Source organism: Modestobacter lacusdianchii, from assembly GCF_054177765.1.
Window position 1 is genome coordinate 12,545 of record NZ_JBJJTJ010000012.1, and the last position, 19,614, is coordinate 32,158.

Sequence of the window (19,614 nt, forward strand, 5' to 3'; positions counted from 1 at the left end):
CGCGTCAGTCTCTCAGCCCCGCGTGCGGCGGCCGACGAGCACCATCTCGTCGCGGTGCACCACCTCGCGCCGGTGCTCCGGGTCCAGGTCACCGGTCTTGCGGCCGAGCAGCTCGGGCAGCTCCCGGGCGTCGTAGCCGACCAGCCCGCGGGCGACGACGACGCCGTCCGGGCCGACCAGCTCCACCGGGTCGTCGGCCAGGAACTCGCCGGTGACCCCGGTGATCCCGGCGGCGAGCAGCGAGGCGTGCCGCTCCCGTACCGCGCGCACCGCGCCGTCGTCGAGCAGCAGCCGGCCGCGCGGGCGGCTGGCGTAGCGCAGCCAGAACTGCCGCGCGGACGGACGGCGGCCGGTCGGCGCGAACAGCGTGCCCACCCGCTCCCCCGCCAGCGCGGCCGCGGCCTGCGGCGTGGAGGTCACGACGACCGGCACCCCGGCCCCGGAGGCGATGAAGGCCGCCTCCACCTTGGTCGCCATCCCGCCGGTGCCCACCCCGTTGCGGCTGGCCGAGCCGAGGGTGACCGCGGCCAGGTCGTCTGGGCCGTGCACCGTGTCCAGCAGCTGCGCCGGGCCGGTGCGGGGGTCGCCGTCGTACACGCCGTCGACGTCGGAGAGCAGCACCAGGGCGTCGGCGACCGCGACGTGCGCGACCAGGGCGGCCAGCCGGTCGTTGTCGCCGAACCGGATCTCCTCGGTGGCGACCGTGTCGTTCTCGTTGACGATCGGCAGCACCCCGAGGGCGAGCAGCCGCTCGATGGTCTGCTGGGCGTTGCGGTAGTGGCTGCGCCGGGTCAGGTCGTTCGCGGTGAGCAGCACCTGCCCGACCGTCACGCCGTGCGCGGCGAAGGCGTCGGCGTAGGTCTGCACCAGCCGCAGCTGCCCCACGCTGGCCGCGGCCTGCGCGGTGGCCAGGTCACGGGGGCGGCCGGTGAGCGCCAGCGGCGCCAGGCCGGCGGCGATGGCGCCGGAGGAGACGAGCACGACCTGACGGCCGGCGGCCCGCAGCGCGCCCAGGACGTCGACCAGCGCGCGCAGCCGCTCCTCGTCCAGGCCCCCGGGCAGCGTGGTCAGCGAGGAGGACCCGACCTTGACCACCACGCGCTGCGCGGTGGCCACCTCCGCGCGGGCGCTCACCGGTCGGCGTCGTCGAGCAGGTCGGCGTCCACCCAGCCGTCACCCTCGGTGACCTCGTAGGGCAGCCGGCGGGCCTTCTTGGCCGCCAGCCGCTCGTCGGCGGACAGCCGGGTGCTGGTGTCGAGCCGGGCGTCCGTGCCGCGACCGCCCAGTCCGGCGGTCTCCTCGACGGTGAGCGTGCCGGCCGGCAGCGTCGGCTCCCAGTCGAAGGTGACGTCGCCGATGGTGACCGCGTCGCCGGGGACGGCGCCGGCCCTGGCCAGCTCCTCCTCGACGCCGAGCCGGTTGAGGCGGTCTGCCAGGTAGCCCACGGCCTCGTCGTTGCTGAAGTCGGTCTGCCGGATCCACCGCTCGGGCCGGGTGCCGCGCACCAGCCAGCCGTCGGTGGGCGGGTCGGGCTCGACGCTGAAGCCGCCGTCGTCGACCGCGCGGGGAGCGATGGTGATCGGCGCGGCCGGGATCTCCGGGAGCGAGGCCCGGTGCTCCTCGACTGCCGCGGCGAGGGCGTAGCCGAGCTCGGTCAGCCCCTCGCCGGTGGCTGCGCTGATCGCGAAGACCTGCAGGCCGCGTGCCTCCAGCGTCCCGCGGACCAGGTCGACCAGCTCCCGCCCGTCGGGCACGTCGATCTTGTTGAGCACGGCGATCCGCAGCCGGCCGACCAGGTCGAGCTCCTCGCCGCCGTACTCGCGCAGCTCGTGCTCCAGCGCCTCGATGTCGGTCTCCGGGTCGCGCCCGGGCTCCATCGTGGCCATGTCGACGACGTGCACCAGGACGGCGCAGCGCTCGACGTGCCGCAGGAACTCCAGGCCCAGGCCCTTGCCCACCGAGGCGCCGGGGATGAGCCCGGGGACGTCGGCCATCGTGTAGACGGTGTCGCCGGAGCGGATGACGCCGAGCTGGGGCACCAGCGTGGTGAACGGGTAGTCGGCGATCTTCGGCCGGGCCGCGGACATGGCGGCGACCAGCGAGGACTTGCCGGCTGAGGGGTACCCGACCAGGCCGACGTCGGCGATGCTCTTGAGCTCCAGCACGGCGTCGACGGCCTCGCCCGGCTCGCCGAGCAGGGCGAACCCGGGGGCCTTGCGGCGGGCGTTGGCCAGCGCGGCGTTGCCGAGCCCGCCCTTGCCACCGTGGGCGAGCACGAGCCGGGCGCCGGCGCCGACCAGGTCGGCGACGACCTGCCCGCCGACGCTGACCACCGTGCCGGAGGGGACGCCGAGGACGAGGTCCTCGCCGCGGCCGCCGTTGCGGTAGTTGCCGGCGGCCTGCTTGCCGTTGCCGGCCCGCTGGTGCGGACGGTGGTGGAAGTCCAGCAGCGTGTGCACGCTGGCGTCGACCTGCAGGACGACGTCCCCGCCGTCGCCACCGTTGCCACCGTCGGGGCCCCCGAGCGGCTTGAACTTCTCGCGGTGCACGGAGCTGACCCCGTTGGCACCCTTGCCTGCCGAGACGTGGACCGTCACGCGGTCGACGAAAGCGGCCATGATCGCCGCCTCTCTGCGTTACGGCCGAACTGTCCGGAAAGGGAAACGGGTGGGGGGGGGGGGGGGGGGGGGCGGGCCCCCCCCGCGGTCCGGCCCCCCCACCCCCCCCCCCCCCCCCCCCCCCCCCCCCCCCCCCCCCCCCCCCCCCCCCCCCCCCCCCCCCCCCCCCCCCCCCCCCCCCCCCCCCCCCCACCCCTCGGTTGAAGGACCCCGTTCCCCTCAGCCCTCGTTCCTCGGGCCGAGCCTCTGAACGGGGCCGGAGAGCCTTACGCGGAGACGGTCTCGCGGGCCGGGACGGCCGAGATCGCGACCTCGCGGCGGCCGCGGCGGAACCCGAAGGTCACCGCACCGGGGACCAGCGCGAACAGCGTGTCGTCCTTGCCGCGGCCGACGCCCAGACCCGGGTGGAAGTGGGTGCCGCGCTGGCGGACGATGATCTCGCCGGCCTTGACGACCTGGCCACCGAAGCGCTTCACGCCCAGGCGCTGGGCGTTCGAGTCGCGACCGTTGCGGGACGACGAAGCGCCCTTCTTGTGTGCCATGTCGTCAGCCCTTCGTGATGTCGCGGACCACGACGCTGGTCAGGGGCTGACGGTGCCCCTGGCGCTTGTGGTAGCCCGTCTTGTTCTTGAACTTGTGGATGTGGATCTTCGGGCCCTTGCCGTGCTCGACGATCTCGCCGGTCACGGTCACCCCGGCGAGCGTCTGCGCATCGGCGGTGACGGTGTCGCCGTCGACCAGCAGGATGGCCGGGAGGGTGACGGTGTCACCGGCCTCCCCGCTCAGGCGGTTGACGGTGAACGTGTCACCGACACCCACCTTGTGCTGCGCTCCACCGGCCTTGACGACTGCGTACACCACTGACTCCTCGATCGGTTCCATGTGTCCAGCACTGTGTCCTGCGCGCACGACCGCCACGAGGGCCGAGGTGCTGGACGAGCTGCTCGCGCCGGCCAGGCGGCACCGGAGTGCACTGCCCGTGGTGCAGCAACCCGTCCAGCGTACCCGAGTCCTCGTGCGCGGGTCGAACGTGGTCTGCCTGCCGACCCCCGTCCGGCGGGGGCCGGCGCGACCGGCGGAGAGCCGGTCAGGAGGCGGGCGGTCCGGCCGGCCGCGAGGCCGCCCGGCGCCGGCGCGGTCGGGCCACCGGCGGCGCGTCCTCGGTCACGGGTTCGGCGACCGGCTGCGGCGCCACCACGACGGCCGACGGCGGCGCCTCCGGCTCGGCCGGGGCGCTCCCTCCGGCCGGCGCGTCCTCGTCCGCGATCGCGGCGGCCAGCAGCGTGTCCGGGGTCGCGGCCTCGCCGGCCACGGCGTCCGGCGCCACGCTGTCGGCGCCGTCCGGCACCTGACCCACGGCCTCCCCGGCCGGCTGGTCACCGGCCGGCTCGGCAGCCGCTGCGGCCCGGGACTCGGCGGACTGCCCGCGCCCACGACGCCCGCGACCGCGGCTGCGACCACGGCTGCCACCGGAGGACTCGCCGGACTCCTCGGCCGGCTCGTCCACCTCGTCCGAGGAGGGCGCACCGCCCACCGCGCTGCCCTGCAGGGCCATCGCGTCGGCGACGTCCCAGCCGGCGTCGGGGTCGACCCGGCGCGAGGACTCCCCCGGTCCGACCGGCTCACCGGCGGGCGCGGTGCCGGCACCGGGCGTCGCCTCCGAGCTGGTCGCGTCGGCAGTGGCCCCGTCCGGCCCGGCCGGGCCGGTCTGGCCCGCCCCGGCCGCCGTGACGTCAGCTGCGGCACCACCGGATCGGGCGGCCTCCGATCGTCCGCCGCGGCGCCGGCTGTTGCGCGAGCCGCGCTCCTGCGGCGCCTCGTCGGCGGCCACGGCGTCCTCGACAGCGGCCTCGCGGCCGGCACCGGCCTGGGTGCCCGCGTCCACGCCCCCGGTCGCCGAGCCGGCGACCCTGGCGCCCTTGTCCGAGCCGGCGTCCTCGGTGCCCTTGGCCACCGGGCCCGAGTCCTTGGCCGACCCGTTGCCCGAGTCCTTGGCCGACCCGTTGCCCGAGTCCTTGGCGGACTCCTGGCCACCGCGGTTCCGGCCACCGCCGCCGTTGCCGCCCGAGCGCTTCTTCTCGTCGACCGGGTCGATCTGCACCAGCACCCCGCGACCGCGGCAGTGCTCGCACGGCTCGGAGAAGACCTCGAGCAGGCCCTGCCCGACGCGCTTGCGGGTCATCTGGACCAGGCCCAGCGAGGTCACCTCGGCGACCTGGTGCTTGGTGCGGTCACGGCCCAGGCACTCGGTGAGCCGCCGCAGCACGAGGTCGCGGTTGCTCTCCAGCACCATGTCGATGAAGTCGATGACGATGATCCCGCCGATGTCGCGCAGCCGGAGCTGGCGGACGATCTCCTCGGCGGCCTCGATGTTGTTGCGGGTGACGGTCTGCTCGAGGTTGCCGCCCGAGCCGACGAACTTGCCGGTGTTGACGTCGACGACCGTCATCGCCTCGGTGCGGTCGATGACCAGCGAACCGCCCGAGGGCAGCCAGACCTTGCGGTCGAGGGCCTTCATCAGCTGCTCGTCGATCCGCAGGTCGCGGAAGACGTCACCGGTGCCGGTGTAGCGCTGCAGCCGCTCGGACAGCTCCGGGGAGACGTGCGCGACGTAGGCCTCGACGGTGTCCCAGGCGTCGTCGCCCTGCACGACCAGCCGCTTGAAGTCCTCGTTGAAGACGTCGCGGATCACCCGGATGGCCAGGTCGGGCTCGCCGTAGAGCAGCGTCGGGGCGTTGGACGTCGAGGCGGCCTTGGTCTGGATGACCTCCCACTGCGCCTGCAGCCGGGCCACGTCGCGGGTGAGCTCCTCCTCCGAGGCGCCCTCCGCCGCGGTCCGGATGATCACGCCGGCGTCCTCGGGGACGATCTTCTTGAGGATGTCCTTGAGCCGGGTGCGCTCCTTGTCCGGGAGCTTGCGGCTGATGCCGGTCATCGAGCCGCCGGGCACGTAGACCAGGAAGCGGCCGGGCAGGTTGACCTGCTGGGTCAGCCGGGCGCCCTTGTGGCCGATCGGGTCCTTGGTCACCTGGACCAGCACCTTGTCGCCGGACTTCAGCGCGGTCTCGATGGAGCGGGACTTGCCGGACAGCCCCGCGGCGTCCCAGTTGACCTCGCCGGCGTACAGGACGGCGTTGCGCCCCTTGCCGATGTCGATGAACGCCGCCTCCATGCTGGGCAGCACGTTCTGCACCCGGCCGAGGTAGACGTTGCCGGCGAAGGACGTCGCCTGCGCCTGGGTGACGTAGTGCTCGACCAGGACGTCGTCCTCGAGGACGGCGATCTGGGTGCGCTCGCCCTGCTGGCGGATGACCATGGCGCGGTCGACGGCCTCGCGGCGGGCCAGGAACTCCGACTCGGACAGGATCGGCGCGCGGCGGCGACCGCCGTCGCGGCCCTCGCGGCGGCGCTGGCGCTTGGCCTCCAGGCGGGTGGAGCCGGCCACGCCGCGGACGTCGTCGTCGCTGGAGGTGCGGCCGTTGCGGCCCGCCCGCTCCGGCCGGTCGTCGGCGTCCTCGGTGCTCTCGTCGGTGCCGGCCTCGCCACTGCTGCCCCGGCGACGACGGCGCCGCCGACGGCGGGTGCTGGAGCCGGAGCCGCCCTCGGCGGTGTCCTCGTCCTCGTCGGACGCGTCCTCGGCGTCGCCGGACCCGTCCGGCTCGTCGGCGGTGCCGGCGTCGGACTCGGCGGGGGTGTCGGTGTCGTCCTCGGTGTCGGTCGCGTCGTCACCGGTCCGGCCCCGGCCACGGCCACGGCGGCCGCGACGACGGCGGCGGCTGCTGGAGGAGCCGCCCTCCTCGCCGTCCCGGTCGTCGGTGTCCTCGGCGTCGCGCTCGTCGGTGTCGGTGTCCTCGGCCTCGGCCGGCTCGGGCGCCGGTGCGTCCTCGGCCACGGCGCGGCGACGGCTGCGCGACCGGCGCGGCGCGGTCTGCTCCACATCCCGGTCGTCCCGGTCCCGGTCGTCCCGGTCCCGGTCGTCCCGGTCGTCCCGGTCGGCGGCCGGCGTGCCGGCGTCGATGGGCTCGGCAGGCGACTCGGCGGCCACCCGGCGGCTGCGCCGGCGGGGCGGCGCGACGTCGGGCTCGGGCGCGACGAAGGACACGAAGGCGGGGACGGTCGGCGCGACCGGCGCGGGCGGCGCGACGGAGTCGGGGTCGGCGGCCAGGGCCGGCCGGGTGGCCCGGCGCCGGGGGCGGGCGGTGACGGTGGTGGGCTCCGGCGAGCTGAACTGCGCCCCGAAGCGGGGCAGCTCGGGCTCGGGCTCGGGGGCGGACGGGGCCGCCTCGGTCACCGGAGCGGCGGGGGCCTCCTCGCCGTCCTCCTCGGCGTCGGCCTCCGGGGCAAGCCCCTCGGGCGCGGTCTCCACCTCGCCGGCGGGCGACGTCCCGGGCAGCTCGGTGGGGGCCGGGGCTCCCGCGCTCACGCCCTCGGTCGCGGTGTCGTCACTGGTGTCGCTGTCGATGCGGTCGGCCACGAAGGGCTCGCCTCCTGTGCGTCCCCGGGCGCCGATCGTCTCCGACTGGCGGCCGCGCAGGGACGCGGGTTGGGCGGGTCGGGCGGCCGCTGCGCGGCAGTTGTGCCCGGCCCGCGAAGTCTGGGTGCGCGCCCCGGCCGGTGCGGCTGGGGCCCGGTGGTGCTGCGTGCTGAACGCGGGTGGTGCGGTGGATCGAAGAGTGCGGTGGAGCTGAAGACTGCGGTGGAGCTGAAGACGGGGCGGTGCAGGTGCGCCACGGCTGGCAGACGTGTCGCAGGCGACGAGCGCCCGGCATCCGGCTCCGCTGGGTCAGACCTGCGCCGGCTCCCCCTGGCAGCGGGAGCTGGCATCGCGGTCGGGCCCGAGCGGATCGGCGACGTCACCGCTGTCGTCGAGCCGGCCCTGCGCCTCACGCACGGCCCTGGCGGGCAACGGCGGGCGCAGGTCGGCGACGGCAGCCAGAGCGGCCATCACGTCGTCCGGTCGCACTGTCGGCGTGAGCTGACGTACGACCACGTGCAGTATGGCACAACCTGCCTCCACGGCCACGGCTGCGCTGACCACGGCAGCCCGCGCGTCGACGTCCTTGGTGCCGTTCTTGGTGCGCTTGGTGACCGGCACGGTCTCGGCCGCCAGCAGGGCCTGCACGGCGCGGGCCAGCTCGTCGGCGTCGACCCCGGGCAGGTCGATCCGCCAGCGGGTGGCGTCGAGCCGGTCGGCCAGCGAGCCGGTGCCCTCCCCCGCCTCGACGCACTCGAGCACGTCGATGCCCGGCGGGAGCGAGGCGTCCAGGGCGACCCGGACCTGCTCCGGGTCGCGGCGCTCGGAGAGCCCGATCTCGAAGTACTCCGCCTCGGACGCCGCCCCGGTCGGCGCGGCCCCCATGTAGGAGATCTTCGGGTGCGGGCTGAACCCGGCCGAGAACGCCATCGGCACCTGGGCCCGGCGCAGCGCCCGCTCCAGCGCCCGGGCGAGGTCCCGGTGCGAGGCGAACCGCAGCGGGCCGCGCTTGGTGTAGCGCAGCCGGAGCTTCTGGACGGTCGGCGGCGGCGGGGGCCCGTCGGGCTGGCGGGCCACTCAGCGCACCACGGTCAGCGGGAGCAGGCCGCGACCGGTGGGGCCGATCTGGATCTCGGTGCCCATCGTCGGGCAGACCCCGCAGTCGTAGCAGCCGGTCCAGCGGCAGTCGCCGACCTCGTCCTCGGAGATCGCGTCCTGCCAGTCGTCCCAGAGCCACTCCTTGTCCAGCCCGGAGTCCAGGTGGTCCCAGGGCAGGATCTCGTGCTCGGTGCGCTCGCGGGTGGTGTACCAGTCCAGGTCGACACCGAAGGGCGCGAGCTCCTCGGCCGCGGCCGTCGTCCAGCGCTGGTAGGAGAAGTGCTCGCTCCAGCCGTCGAAGTGCCCGCCGTCGCGCCAGACCCGCTCGATGACCCGGCCGACCCGGCGGTCGCCGCGGGAGAGCAGGCCCTCGATCACGCCGGGCTTGCCGTCGTGGTAGCGCAGGCCGATCGAGCGGCCGATCCGGCGGTCGGCGTTGATCGCCTCGCGCAGCACCTTCAGCCGGTGGTCGATCGTCTCGGCGCTGGCCTGCGCGGCCCACTGGAACGGGGTGTGCGGCTTGGGCACGAAGCCACCGATGGAGACGGTGCAGCGGATGTCCTTGGAGCCGCTGGCCTCCCGGCCGGCGCGGATCACCTCGACCGCGAGCTCGGCGATCTCCAGCACGTCCTCGTCGGTCTCGGTCGGCAGACCGCACATGAAGTAGAGCTTCACCTGGCGCCAGCCGTTGGCGTAGGCGGTGGTGACCGTGCGGACCAGGTCCTCCTTGGACACGGTCTTGTTGATCACCCGCCGGATCCGCTCACTGCCGCCCTCGGGGGCGAAGGTCAGCCCCGACCGGCGGCCGTTGCGGGACAGCTCGTTGGCCAGCGTCACGTTGAACGCGTCGACCCGGGTGCTCGGCAGGCTCAGGCCGGTGTTGGTGCCCTCGTACCGGTCGGCGAGCTCCTTGGCCAGCTGGCCGATCTCGGAGTGGTCGGCGCTGCTCAGCGAGAGCAGGCCCACCTCCTCGTAGCCGGTGGCCTTGAGCCCGGCGTCGACCATCGAGCCGATGCCGGTGATCGTGCGCTCGCGCACCGGGCGGGTGATCATCCCCGCCTGACAGAACCGGCAGCCCCGGGTGCAGCCGCGGAAGATCTCCACGCTCATCCGCTCGTGCACGCTCTCGGCCAGCGGCACCAGCGGCTGCTTCGGGTAGGGCCACTCGTCGAGGTCCATGACGGTGCGCTTGCCCACCCGCGGCGGGACGTCGTCCCGGGTGCGGAGCACCTCGGCGATCGTGCCGTCGGCGCCGTAGGTGACCGCGTAGAAGCGGGGCACGTAGACGCCCTCGACCCGGGCGAGCCGGGCCAGCAGCTCCACGCGCCCGCCGGGGCGGCCCTGCTCCTTCCAGGCGGCGACGACGTCGGTGATGTCGCCGACGACCTGCTCGCCGTCACCGAGGACCGCGCAGTCGACGAAGTCGCTGACCGGCTCGGGGTTGAAGGCGGCGTGCCCACCGGCGACGACGACCGGGTGGCTCTCGTCGCGGTCGACCGCGTGCAGCGGGACGCCGGCGAGGTCGAGGGCCTCGAGCAGGTTGGTGTAGCCCAGCTCGGTGGCGAAGCTGACGCCCAGCAGGTCGAACTCGCGCACCGGGCGGTGGGCGTCGACGGTGAACTGGCCGACGCCGTGCTCGCGCATCAGCCCGGCGAGGTCGGGCCAGACGGCGTAGGTGCGCTCGGCCAGGGCGTCCGGGCGCTCGTTGAGCACCTCGTACAGGATCATGAGGCCCTGGTTGGGCAGCCCGACCTCGTACGCGTCGGGGTACATGAGCGCCCAGTGGACGGCGACGTCGTCCCACGGCTTGATCTGGGCGTTGAGCTCGCCACCGACGTACTGGATCGGCTTCGCCACCTGGGCGAGCAGCGGCTCGAGACGGGGGTACAGGGACTCGACAGTCATGACCCGCCCAGGGTAGCCGCTGCCCTCGCCGGGTCAGAGTGCGGGGAAGAAGAGCGCGATCTCGCGCGCGGCGGACTCGGGCGAGTCCGAGCCGTGCACGATGTTGGACTGCACCTCGAGGGCGAAGTCGCCGCGGATCGTGCCGGGGGCGGCCTTCACCGGGTCGGTGGCGCCGGCCAGCGCGCGGAAGGCCTCGATGGCCCGCGGGCCCTCGACGACCAGCGCGAGCAGTGGGGCGCTGGTGATGAACTCGACCAGCGAGCCGAAGAAGGGGCGCTCGCGGTGCTCGGCGTAGTGCTCCTCGGCGACCTCGGTGGTCAGGGTGCGCAGCTCGGCGGCGACCAGGCGCAGGCCCTTGGCCTCCAGGCGGGCGACGACCTGACCGACCAGGCCGCGGGCGACACCGTCGGGCTTGACCAGGACCAGCGAACGCTCAGCAGTGGGTGCAGACACGGCCGGGAGCGTACGGGACCACCCGTGTCAACCATGGTTGACAGTTCGATCGCGTCAACCTACGTTGACGCCATGGCCTCTCCCACCGACGTCACCACCGCCGCCGCGGCCGACGACCCGGACACCGGGCTGCGCGCCATCCGCGCCCTGCGCGACCTCGCCGACCGGCTGGAGGTGCTCCAGGTCGGCAACGCCCGGGCACGCGGCTGGTCGTGGCAGCAGATCGCCGACGCCCTCGGCGTCAGCAGGCAGGCCGTCCACAAGAAGCACGCCACCTCACGAAGGGACCGCTGACGTGTTCGAGCGTTTCACCCGAGAGGCCCGCCAGGTGGTCGTCATGGCCCAGGTGCAGGCCCGCTGGCTGCACGCCGAGCGGATCGAGCCGGTGCACCTCCTGCTGGCCCTGACCGCCGACCCCGGCCGAGGGGGTCAGGTGCTGCGGGCGACCGGCGTCGACCTCGGATCCGTCGAGTCGGCCCTGGCCCGCTCGAACGGTGCGCTGGACGCCGACGCGCTGGCCGCCGTGGGCATCGACCTCGACCAGGTGCGCGCCGCCGCGGAGTCGGCCTTCGGGGTCGGCGCCCTGGACCGCGGGAGCTGCGAGCCGGCCGGGCACCTCCCGTTCGCCGCCGGCAGCAAGCGCGCCCTGGAGGAGGCGCTGCGGCACGTGCTCCGGTCGAGGCTGCGCCGCCGCGCCCGGGCCATCGACACCGGGGCGGTGCTCGCCGGACTGCTGACGGTCGGTGACCCGGTGGTCGGGCGGGTGCTCCAGCAGGTGGGCGCCGACGTCGACCGGCTGCGGGGTCAGCTCGGCGACGCATCGGCGGCGTGACCACGGCCCCGCCGCGGGGCCGTGTGGTTCAGCGGGTCAGGTCGAGGCGGGCCATGTGCCGCCAGAGCTCCTGGTCCTTCTCGCTCAGACCGTTCCAGCAGTCGTAGCTGGCCCGGGCGTGCAGCTCACGGGCGTGCCGGTCGACGGCGTCCTCGCCCACCCGGTGCCGGACCCGCGCGGCGTAGGAGACGATCGTCGTGCTGATCGGCCCGGCCAGCGGGATCGCCGGGTCGGCGGCCTGACCCGGGCGCCTCTTCGGCTGGCCGTCGTGGTGTCCGGCGCAGCAGCGGCTGTGGTCACCCATCGTCGTCCCCCTGTCCCTCGGCCTCCCGCGCGACGCGTCCGTGCGTCACTGCTGGGGAGTTCGGCAAGCCTCGCCCGCCGGTGCACCCGAGCACACCGCGGACCCCCCGATCGGATGAGCCGGCGGAGCCGCCGTCACTCAGCGGCAGGCGGGGGTGCGGTCTTCGGCGGGCCGAGGGGCGAGCCCAGCAGGTCCTTGCGCACCTGCAGGAGGTACAGCCAGATCAGCACGAACACCCCGCCGACCAGCCACATGGCCGAGCTGAACAGCCCGGTCAGCAGCAGCGGCACCTGCAGCACGCTGCCGATGAGCAGCCCCTGCGGCCGGCGCTGCACCCCGCTGGCCAGGATCAGCACGACGGCCAGCACGATCAGGTAGACCAGCCGGAAGCCGGTCAGCCCGTCGCCGCTCTGCGCGATGCCCCGCGGCACGAACAGGACGGCGATGCCCTCCAGCAGCAGGATCGCGGCCGCCGCGCCGCCCAGCGCCTTCCCGGCGCGCACCGGGTCGGGCGCGGTCATCGGGTCTTCCCGCCCAGCAGTGCGCGGGCCTCCCCCGCGGTGATCACGCTGCCGGTGACCAGCACGCCCGATCCGCCGAGGGCGTCGTCCGGGCCGGCCTCGGCGAGCTCGATGGCCGACTCGATGGCCTCGGTGAGCAGCGGGTGCACGCTGACCCGGTCGGCGCCGAAGACGTCGACGGCCAGCGCACCCAGCTCGTCGGCCGGGATGGCCCGCGCCGAGCTGTTCTGGGTGACCACCAGCTCGGCGCACAGCGGCTCGAGCTCGGCCAGCATGCCGCTGACGTCCTTGCCCTGCACGCAGCCGACGACCCCGACCAGCCGGGTGAAGTCGAAGGACTCCCGGACCGCCTCGACGGTGGCCCGCATGCCGGCCGGGTTGTGCGCCGCGTCGACCAGCACGGCCGGCGAGCTGCGCACCCGCTCCAGCCGGCCGGGCGACCGCACCGCAGCGAAGGACTCGCGGACGACGTCCTGGGCGACCACGCCGGTGGCCGCGCCGGCGCCGAGGAACGCCTCCACCGCCGCCAGCGCGACCGCCGCGTTCTGCGCCTGGTGCGCGCCGAACAGCGGCAGGTAGACCTCGTCGTACTCCCCGCCCAGGCCCTGCAGGCGCACCTGCTGTCCGCCGACGGCGACCCGGCGCTCGAGCACGCCGAACTCGGTGCCCTCGCGGGCCACGGTCGCGTCGACCTCGATCGCCCGTCGCACCAGCGCCTCCAGCGCCCCGGCCGGCTGGTGGGCCAGCACCGCGACGACACCGCCGTCCGGACGGCCGTCGGGCAGCACCCCGTCACCGGAGCTGGGCTTGATGATCCCGGCCTTCTCCGTGGCGATCGTCGCGACGTCCGGCCCCAGGTACTCGGCGTGGTCCAGCGAGACGGGGGTGACCACGGCGACCCGGGCGTCGGCGACGTTGGTCGCGTCCCAGGTGCCGCCCATGCCCACCTCGATGACCGCGACGTCGACCGGCGCCTCGGCGAAGGCGGCGTAGGCCATCGCCACCGTCACCTCGAAGAACGACAGCGGCACGTCGCTGGCGGCGTCGACCATCTGCACGTAGGGCGCGATGTCGTCGAAGACCTCGACGAAGCGCTCGGCGGGCAGCGGCTCCCCGTCGAGCACGATCCGCTCCCGCATCGACTCCAGGTGCGGGCTGGTGAACCGGCCCACCCGCAGACCGAAGCCGCGCAGCAGCTCGTCGATCATGCGCGCGGTCGTCGTCTTGCCGTTGGTGCCGGTGACCTGGACGACCGGCATCGCGCGGTGCGGCGAACCCAGCAGGTCGACCAGGGCGGAGATGCGGGTGAGGGACGGCTCGAGCCGGGTCTCCGGCCAGCGCGCCAGGAGCGCCTGCTCGACCCGGGCCAGGTCACGGGAAAGGGAGGTGCTCATCGCTCTTAGGATGCCAGTCATGGTTGCCGACACCCGATCCCTGGACAGCACTCCCCCGGGGAGCACCGGCGGCGTACCGGAGAAGCCCTCGATCGACGGGCTGGAGGCCAAGTGGGTGGCCCGCTGGGCCGAGGGCGACACGTACGCCTTCGACCGGGACGCGGCGCTGTCCGCCCCCCGCGCGCAGACCCACGCCATCGACACCCCGCCGCCCACCGCGAGCGGCTCGCTGCACGTGGGCCACGTGTTCAGCTACACGCACACCGACATCGTCGCCCGCTACCAGCGGATGCGCGGCAAGCACGTCTTCTACCCGATGGGCTGGGACGACAACGGTCTGCCGACCGAGCGCCGGGTGCAGAACTACTACGGCGTGCGCTGCGACCCCTCGCTCCCCTACGACGAGTCGTTCGAGCCGCCGGAGAAGCCGGGCAAGGACCAGCTGCCGATCTCCCGGCGCAACTTCGTCGAGCTGTGCGAGCGGCTGACCGCCGTGGACGAGGCCGCGTTCGAGGAGCTGTGGCGCCGGGTCGGCCTGTCGGTCGACTGGACCAACGTCTACCGGACGATCTCCGAGTCCTCGCGGGCCACCGCGCAGAAGATGTTCCTGCACAACCTGGCCCGCGGTGAGGCCTACGCCCAGGAGGCGCCGACCCTCTGGGACGTCACCTTCCGCACCGCCGTCGCCCAGGCAGAGCTGGAGGACCGGGAGCGCCCCGGCGCCTACCACCGCATCGGCTTCGCCGGGCCGTCCGGCGACCCGGTCTTCATCGAGACGACGCGGCCGGAGCTGCTGCCCGCCTGCGTCGCCCTGGTCGCCCACCCGGACGACGAGCGTTACCAGCCACTGTTCGGCAAGACCGTCACCACGCCGCTGTTCGGCGTCGAGGTGCCCGTGGTCGCCCACCGGCTGGCCGAGCCGGACAAGGGCTCGGGCATCGCGATGATCTGCACCTTCGGCGACCTGAACGACGTCACCTGGTGGCGCGAGCTGCAGCTGCCCACCCGGGCCGTCATCGGCTGGGACGGCCGGTTCATCGCCGAGCCCCCCGCCGGGGTGCCCGCCGACGTCTACGCCGAGCTCGCCGGCAAGACCTCCTTCAGCGCGCAGCAGCGGATCGTCGAGCTGCTGCGCGAGTCCGGCGACCTGGTCGGTGACCCGAGGCCGATCACCCACCCGGTGAAGTTCTTCGAGAAGGGCGAGCGCCCGCTGGAGATCGTCACCACCCGCCAGTGGTACATCCGCAACGGCGGGCGGGACGCCGACCTGCGCGAGGCGCTGCTGCAGCGCGGCCGGGAGATCCAGTGGGTGCCCGAGCACATGCGGCACCGCTACGAGAACTGGGTCGAGGGCCTCAACGGTGACTGGCTGATCAGCCGGCAGCGGTTCTTCGGCGTCCCGTTCCCGGTCTGGTACCGGCTGGACGCCGAGGGCGAGCCCCTGTACGACGACCCGATCCTGGCGCCGGAGTCGGCGCTGCCGGTCGACCCGTCCTCCGACGTCCCCGAGGGCTTCACCGCCGACCAGCGCGGGGTGCCCGGCGGGTTCATGGCCGACCCCGACGTCATGGACACCTGGGCGACCTCCTCGCTCTCGCCGCAGGTCGCCTCCGGCTGGGAGACCGACCCGGAGCTGTTCGCGCACGTCTTCCCGATGGACCAGCGGCCGCAGGCGCACGACATCATCCGCACCTGGCTGTTCTCCACCGTCGTCCGGGCGCACTTCGAGCACGGCACCGTGCCGTTCACGCACGCGACGATCTCCGGCTTCGTGGTCGACCCCGACCGCAAGAAGATGTCGAAGTCCAAGGGCAACGCCACCACCCCGATCGACGTGCTCGAGCGGTACGGCACCGACGCGGTGCGCTGGCGCGCCGCCGGTGCCCGGCCGGGCGCCGACTCGCCGTTCGACGAGGCGCAGATGAAGGTCGGCCGGCGGCTGGCCATGAAGGTGCTCAACATCGGCAAGTTCGTGCTCGGCCTGGGAGCGTCGCCCGACCTGACCGCCGACGCGGTCACCGAGCCGATCGACCGCGGTCTGCTCGCCTCGCTGGCCCAGGTGGTCGACGAGGCGACCGCGGCGATGGAGGCCTACAACTACACCCGGGCGCTCGAGGTCACCGAGTCGTTCTTCTGGTCGTTCTGCGACGACTACGTCGAGCTGGTCAAGACCCGCGCCTACTCCTCCGACGCGGCCGCCGCCTCGGCCCAGGCCACCCTGGCGCTGGCCCTGTCGGTGCAGCTGCGGCTGCTCGCCCCGGTGCTGCCCTTCGTCACCGAGGAGGTCTGGTCGTGGTGGCAGGCCGGCTCGGTGCACCGGGCGCTGTGGCCGACCGCGAGCGAGCTGCCGGCCGGCGGTGACCGGGCGGTGCCGTCGGTGGCCGCCGAGGCCCTCGCCGCGGTGCGCAAGGCCAAGTCGGAGGCCAAGCAGTCGATGCGCGCCGACGTGGCGACCGCCACGGTGCACGCACCGGAGGCACAGGTGCCGCTGGTCGAGGCCGCCCGCCGCGACCTGGTGGACGCCGGGAGGATCGCCGAGCTGACCGTCGTCGCCGGCGACGCCCCGTTGCGCGTCGACGTCGTCCTGGCCGAGACCCCGGAAGCCTGACCCCTCGGCTCTGAACACCGGCGGCCCAGACCCCACCCGGTTCTGGGCCGCCGGTGTCCAGTTCCCGACGGTCGTCCACAGGGACTCGACGCGACAGCCGGCAGTTCGGGCAACCTGCCCGGCATGTACGAGCTCGCCCCGCTGCTCCCCCACGGCGTCGCCCGCCGCGACGAGCTGACCCTCGCCACCAGCTCGAGCAGCGTGAGCCGCTGGCTCTGTAGCGGCGAGCTGGTGCTCGCGCACGCGGGGGTGGTGGTCCTGCCGGCTCGCGCCCGGGAGTGGCCGGTCAGGGCGCAGGCGGCCGCGCTCTGGGCACGGGGGCCGCTGAGCCACCTGTCCGCCCTGGCCGCGGCCGATCTCGCCCCACCGCCCGCCGGGCCGATCCACGTGACCGTGCCGGCCGACCGGAACCCGCGGGGCTGCCGCGACGTGATCGTCCACCGCTCGGAGTTGCCGATCGGCCCGACTGAGGGGTTCTCGCCACCCCGGCTGCCGGTCGCCCGCAGTCTGGTCGACGCCTGGGGTTGGGCACACTCCCCACGTCGCAACCCGCGGGCACCTCAGGAGCAACCCCTCGTGCGGCACCTCCTCATCGAGTGCGTGCGCCGACGGGAGGTCCAGGTCGGTGACCTCCGGCGGGTGTCGGCCAGCCAGCTCGTGCACGGTGGGCGCAGTGCGTTCGGCTCGCTGCTCGACCTGGTGGAAGGCGGCTGCCAGAGCGAGCTGGAGGTCTTCGGGGTGACCCACGTGCTCCGGATCCCCGGCATCCCGGCCCCCGTGCAGCAACACCGGGTGTTCCTGCCCAGCGGCCGGTACGTGGACCTGGACGCCGCCTACCTGCAGGCGAAGGTCGGCGTCGAGCTGGACGGCGAGAGGTGGCACAGCAGCCGGGAGGCGCGCGAGCGTGACATGCGCAAGGACACTGCGCTGGCGGCTCTCGGCTGGGTCAGCCTGCGGTACAGCTACCGCCGGCTGACCACGGAACCGACGGCCTGCCAGCACGAGATCGAGACCGTCGTCCGGCGGCGACTGGGCCGTTGAACGTCAGTGGCCCAGAACCACAGGGGTTCTGGGCCACTGACGTACACGGCCCCGTCCAGAGGGCTCGCCCCGAGCGGGCGAGGGGTGAGGAGGACGGGGCCCTTCCTCAGGCGCTCTTCTCGCGGGGGGCTCGGGTGGGCTTGCGCGGGACGATCGTGGGGTTGACGTGCTCGAGGACGACGTCCTTGGTGATCACCACGGTGCCGACGTCCTCCCGGCTGGGCACGTCGTACATCACCGACTGGAGCACCTCCTCCATGATCGCGCGGAGGCCGCGGGCGCCGGTGCCCCGCAGGATGGCCTGGTCGGCGATCGCCTCGAGGGCGTCGTCGGTGAACTCAAGCTCCACCCCGTCGAGCTCGAACAGCCGGCGGTACTGGCGCACCAGGGCGTTCTTCGGCTCGGTGAGGATGTTGATCAGGGCCTCACGGTCGAGCTTCTGCACGCTGGTGATGACCGGCAGGCGGCCGATGAACTCGGGGATCATCCCGAACTTCATCAGGTCCTCGGGCATGACCTGGGCGAAGGCGTTGGCCTGCTCGATCTCGGCCTTGCCGCGCACCTCGGCACCGAAGCCGATGCCCTGCTTGCCGGTGCGGGCCTCGATCACCTGGTCGAGCCCGGCGAAGGCGCCACCCACGATGAACAGCACGTTGGTGGTGTCGATCTGGATGAACTCCTGGTGCGGGTGCTTGCGCCCACCCTGCGGCGGCACCGACGCCGTCGTCCCCTCGAGGATCTTCAGCAGCGCCTGCTGCACGCCCTCACCGGAGACGTCGCGGGTGATCGACGGGTTCTCGCTCTTGCGGGCGATCTTGTCGACCTCGTCGATGTAGATGATGCCGGTCTCGGCCCGCTTGACGTCGTAGTCGGCCGCCTGGATGAGCTTGAGCAGGATGTTCTCGACGTCCTCGCCGACGTAGCCGGCCTCGGTCAACGCCGTGGCGTCGGCGATGGCGAAGGGGACGTTCAGCATCCGCGCCAGGGTCTGCGCCAGGTGCGTCTTGCCGCAGCCGGTCGGCCCCATCAGCAGGATGTTGGACTTGGCGAGCTCGACGCCCTCGTCGCGGCTGGCGCGGTCACCGCCGGCCTGCACCCGCTTGTAGTGGTTGTAGACGGCGACGGCGAGCGTGCGCTTGGCCTGGTCCTGGCCGATCACGTACTGCTCGAGGAAGTCGTGGATCTCCTTGGGCTTGGGCAGCTCGTCGAACTTGAGGTCCGACGACTCCGAGAGCTCCTCCTCGATGATCTCGTTGCAGAGGTCGATGCACTCATCGCAGATGTAGACCCCGGGGCCAGCGATGAGCTTCTTGACCTGCTTCTGGCTCTTCCCGCAGAAGGAGCACTTGAGCAGGTCGCCGCTCTCACCGATACGTGCCACCTGGCTGACCTCCACCTCGAGTGGGACGACGGTGCCGCCGTCCCCGGTATGTGCGTTCGTGTGCCCTCGTCGACGCCGTCGATGCGTGGCGTCCGTCGTCCCTGCGGTGTCGACCGGGGATCGGGTGTCCGCCGAACCTACCCGGCTGGTCCGACCTTCTGGGGCAGGAACTCACCCGGGTCGCCCGGCCCGCAACACCCGTCTCGGCACTCCCCCGTGACCCGACGGAGACGCTCGCGCGGGCCGCCTGGACGGGATGGGGAAACGGTACGGGCCGAGAGCGCGACACGCGCACCCTCGGCCCGCACCCGGGCCCCGTCGCCGGCGCCCCGGTCAGGGGCGGCGCTCAGCCGGCCAGGTCGGGCAGCGCGTTGAGCTTGCGGCTGGTGACCACCTGGTCGACGATCCCGTACTCCTTGGCCTGCTCGGCCGTGAGGATCTTGTCGCGGTCGATGTCCTTGCGGACCTGCTCCTGGGTCTGGCCGGTGTGCCGGGCCAGGATGTACTCCATCTGGGTGCGCACGCGCTCGATCTCGTTGGCGTGGATCTCCAGGTCGGTCACCTGACCGCCGGCCTCGCCGGAGGGCTGGTGGATGAGCACCCGGGAGTACGGCAGCGCCAGGCGCTTGCCCTTGGTGCCGGCAGCCAGCAGGACGGCGGCAGCCGAGGCGGCCTGGCCCATGCAGACGGTCTGGATGTCGGGCCGCACGAACATCATCGTGTCGTAGATCGCCGTCAGCGCGGTGAACGAGCCACCGGGGCTGTTGATGTACATCGTGATGTCGCGGTCGGGGTCGTTGGACTCCAGCGTGATCAGCTGGGCCATGACGTCGTTGGCCGACGCGTCGTCCACCTGCACCCCGAGGAAGATGATGCGCTCCTCGAAGAGCTTGTTGTAGGGGTTGGACTCCTTCATGCCGTAGCTGGTGCGCTCGACGAAGGAGGGGAGGATGTACCGGCTCTGCGGCATCTGGAAGTCAGACAT

General features: G+C 73.6%; 17 protein-coding genes. 4 read left to right on the forward strand and 13 right to left on the reverse strand.

The genetic code is table 11. The annotated features are described in order from the left end of the window. Positions 1–12: 12 nt before the first annotated feature. The 8 genes from proB to ndk all read right to left on the reverse strand — a co-directional run bounded on the left by proB (position 13) and on the right by ndk (position 10,548). The gene (gene proB, locus ACJTNH_RS10805; protein WP_458175447.1) at positions 13–1,134 is read right to left on the reverse strand and encodes a glutamate 5-kinase; all 1,122 of its coding nucleotides are present in this window, start codon (positions 1,132–1,134) and stop codon (positions 13–15) included. Further along, positions 1,131–2,618, reverse strand: a complete 1,488-nt coding sequence (gene obgE, locus ACJTNH_RS10810; protein ID WP_458175449.1) for a GTPase ObgE — start codon at positions 2,616–2,618, stop codon at positions 1,131–1,133. Before obgE ends, proB begins: the two co-directional genes overlap by 4 nt. A gap of 266 nt (positions 2,619–2,884) precedes the next feature. Next, positions 2,885–3,160 (reverse strand): 50S ribosomal protein L27, encoded by a 276-nt coding sequence (gene rpmA, locus ACJTNH_RS10815; protein WP_110554204.1) that lies wholly within the window; start codon positions 3,158–3,160, stop codon positions 2,885–2,887. Between the two features lie 4 nt (positions 3,161–3,164). Next, complete coding sequence (gene rplU, locus ACJTNH_RS10820) at positions 3,165–3,500, reverse strand: 50S ribosomal protein L21 (RefSeq protein WP_208383954.1); 336 nt, start codon at positions 3,498–3,500, stop codon at positions 3,165–3,167. A gap of 205 nt (positions 3,501–3,705) precedes the next feature. After that, positions 3,706–7,092, reverse strand: a complete 3,387-nt coding sequence (locus ACJTNH_RS10825) for an Rne/Rng family ribonuclease (RefSeq protein ID WP_458175452.1) — start codon at positions 7,090–7,092, stop codon at positions 3,706–3,708. Positions 7,093–7,401: 309 nt separating this feature from the next. Next, complete coding sequence (locus ACJTNH_RS10830) at positions 7,402–8,169, reverse strand: TIGR03936 family radical SAM-associated protein (RefSeq protein ID WP_458175454.1); 768 nt, start codon at positions 8,167–8,169, stop codon at positions 7,402–7,404. After that, positions 8,170–10,095 (reverse strand): TIGR03960 family B12-binding radical SAM protein, encoded by a 1,926-nt coding sequence (locus ACJTNH_RS10835; RefSeq protein WP_458175456.1) that lies wholly within the window; start codon positions 10,093–10,095, stop codon positions 8,170–8,172. 33 nt (positions 10,096–10,128) lie between these two features. Further along, a complete protein-coding gene (gene ndk, locus ACJTNH_RS10840; protein ID WP_458175458.1) occupies positions 10,129–10,548 on the reverse strand; it encodes a nucleoside-diphosphate kinase in 420 nt (139 codons plus the stop codon). 72 nt (positions 10,549–10,620) lie between these two features. Between ndk and ACJTNH_RS10845 the strand changes: the two genes are divergently transcribed. Further along, positions 10,621–10,842, forward strand: coding sequence for a helix-turn-helix domain-containing protein (locus ACJTNH_RS10845; RefSeq protein WP_222193235.1), 222 nt, complete (start codon positions 10,621–10,623; stop codon positions 10,840–10,842). A 1-nt stretch (position 10,843) separates the two neighbouring features. Further along, the gene (locus ACJTNH_RS10850; protein ID WP_458175460.1) at positions 10,844–11,380 is read left to right on the forward strand and encodes a Clp protease N-terminal domain-containing protein; all 537 of its coding nucleotides are present in this window, start codon (positions 10,844–10,846) and stop codon (positions 11,378–11,380) included. A gap of 28 nt (positions 11,381–11,408) precedes the next feature. On the opposite strand, the gene ACJTNH_RS10855 is transcribed toward ACJTNH_RS10850, so the two are convergent. The 3 genes from ACJTNH_RS10855 to ACJTNH_RS10865 form a co-directional block, all read right to left on the reverse strand. Continuing rightward, the gene (locus ACJTNH_RS10855) at positions 11,409–11,684 is read right to left on the reverse strand and encodes a hypothetical protein (protein WP_458175462.1); all 276 of its coding nucleotides are present in this window, start codon (positions 11,682–11,684) and stop codon (positions 11,409–11,411) included. A 134-nt stretch (positions 11,685–11,818) separates the two neighbouring features. Further along, positions 11,819–12,205 carry a DUF4233 domain-containing protein gene (locus ACJTNH_RS10860; protein ID WP_458175464.1) on the reverse strand — a complete coding sequence of 129 codons (387 nt, stop codon included), beginning with the start codon at positions 12,203–12,205 and terminating at the stop codon, positions 11,819–11,821. Continuing rightward, complete coding sequence (locus ACJTNH_RS10865; RefSeq protein ID WP_458175466.1) at positions 12,202–13,599, reverse strand: bifunctional folylpolyglutamate synthase/dihydrofolate synthase; 1,398 nt, start codon at positions 13,597–13,599, stop codon at positions 12,202–12,204. The genes ACJTNH_RS10860 and ACJTNH_RS10865 overlap by 4 nt, the downstream gene beginning before the upstream one ends. Before the next feature lie 19 nt (positions 13,600–13,618). Here ACJTNH_RS10865 and valS point away from each other — a divergent pair, with 19 nt between their 5' ends. After that, positions 13,619–16,207, forward strand: coding sequence for a valine--tRNA ligase (valS, locus tag ACJTNH_RS10870; RefSeq protein ID WP_458175468.1), 2,589 nt, complete (start codon positions 13,619–13,621; stop codon positions 16,205–16,207). A gap of 123 nt (positions 16,208–16,330) precedes the next feature. Beyond that, positions 16,331–17,248 carry an endonuclease domain-containing protein gene (locus tag ACJTNH_RS10875; RefSeq protein WP_458175470.1) on the forward strand — a complete coding sequence of 306 codons (918 nt, stop codon included), beginning with the start codon at positions 16,331–16,333 and terminating at the stop codon, positions 17,246–17,248. A 106-nt stretch (positions 17,249–17,354) separates the two neighbouring features. Here ACJTNH_RS10875 and clpX read toward each other — a convergent pair whose 3' ends face one another. Together clpX and ACJTNH_RS10885 are read right to left on the reverse strand one after the other, a co-directional pair. Continuing rightward, complete coding sequence (clpX, locus tag ACJTNH_RS10880; RefSeq protein ID WP_458175472.1) at positions 17,355–18,629, reverse strand: ATP-dependent Clp protease ATP-binding subunit ClpX; 1,275 nt, start codon at positions 18,627–18,629, stop codon at positions 17,355–17,357. A 346-nt stretch (positions 18,630–18,975) separates the two neighbouring features. Continuing rightward, on the reverse strand, positions 18,976–19,614 hold the full coding sequence (locus ACJTNH_RS10885; protein WP_458175474.1) for an ATP-dependent Clp protease proteolytic subunit: 639 nt from the start codon (positions 19,612–19,614) through the stop codon (positions 18,976–18,978).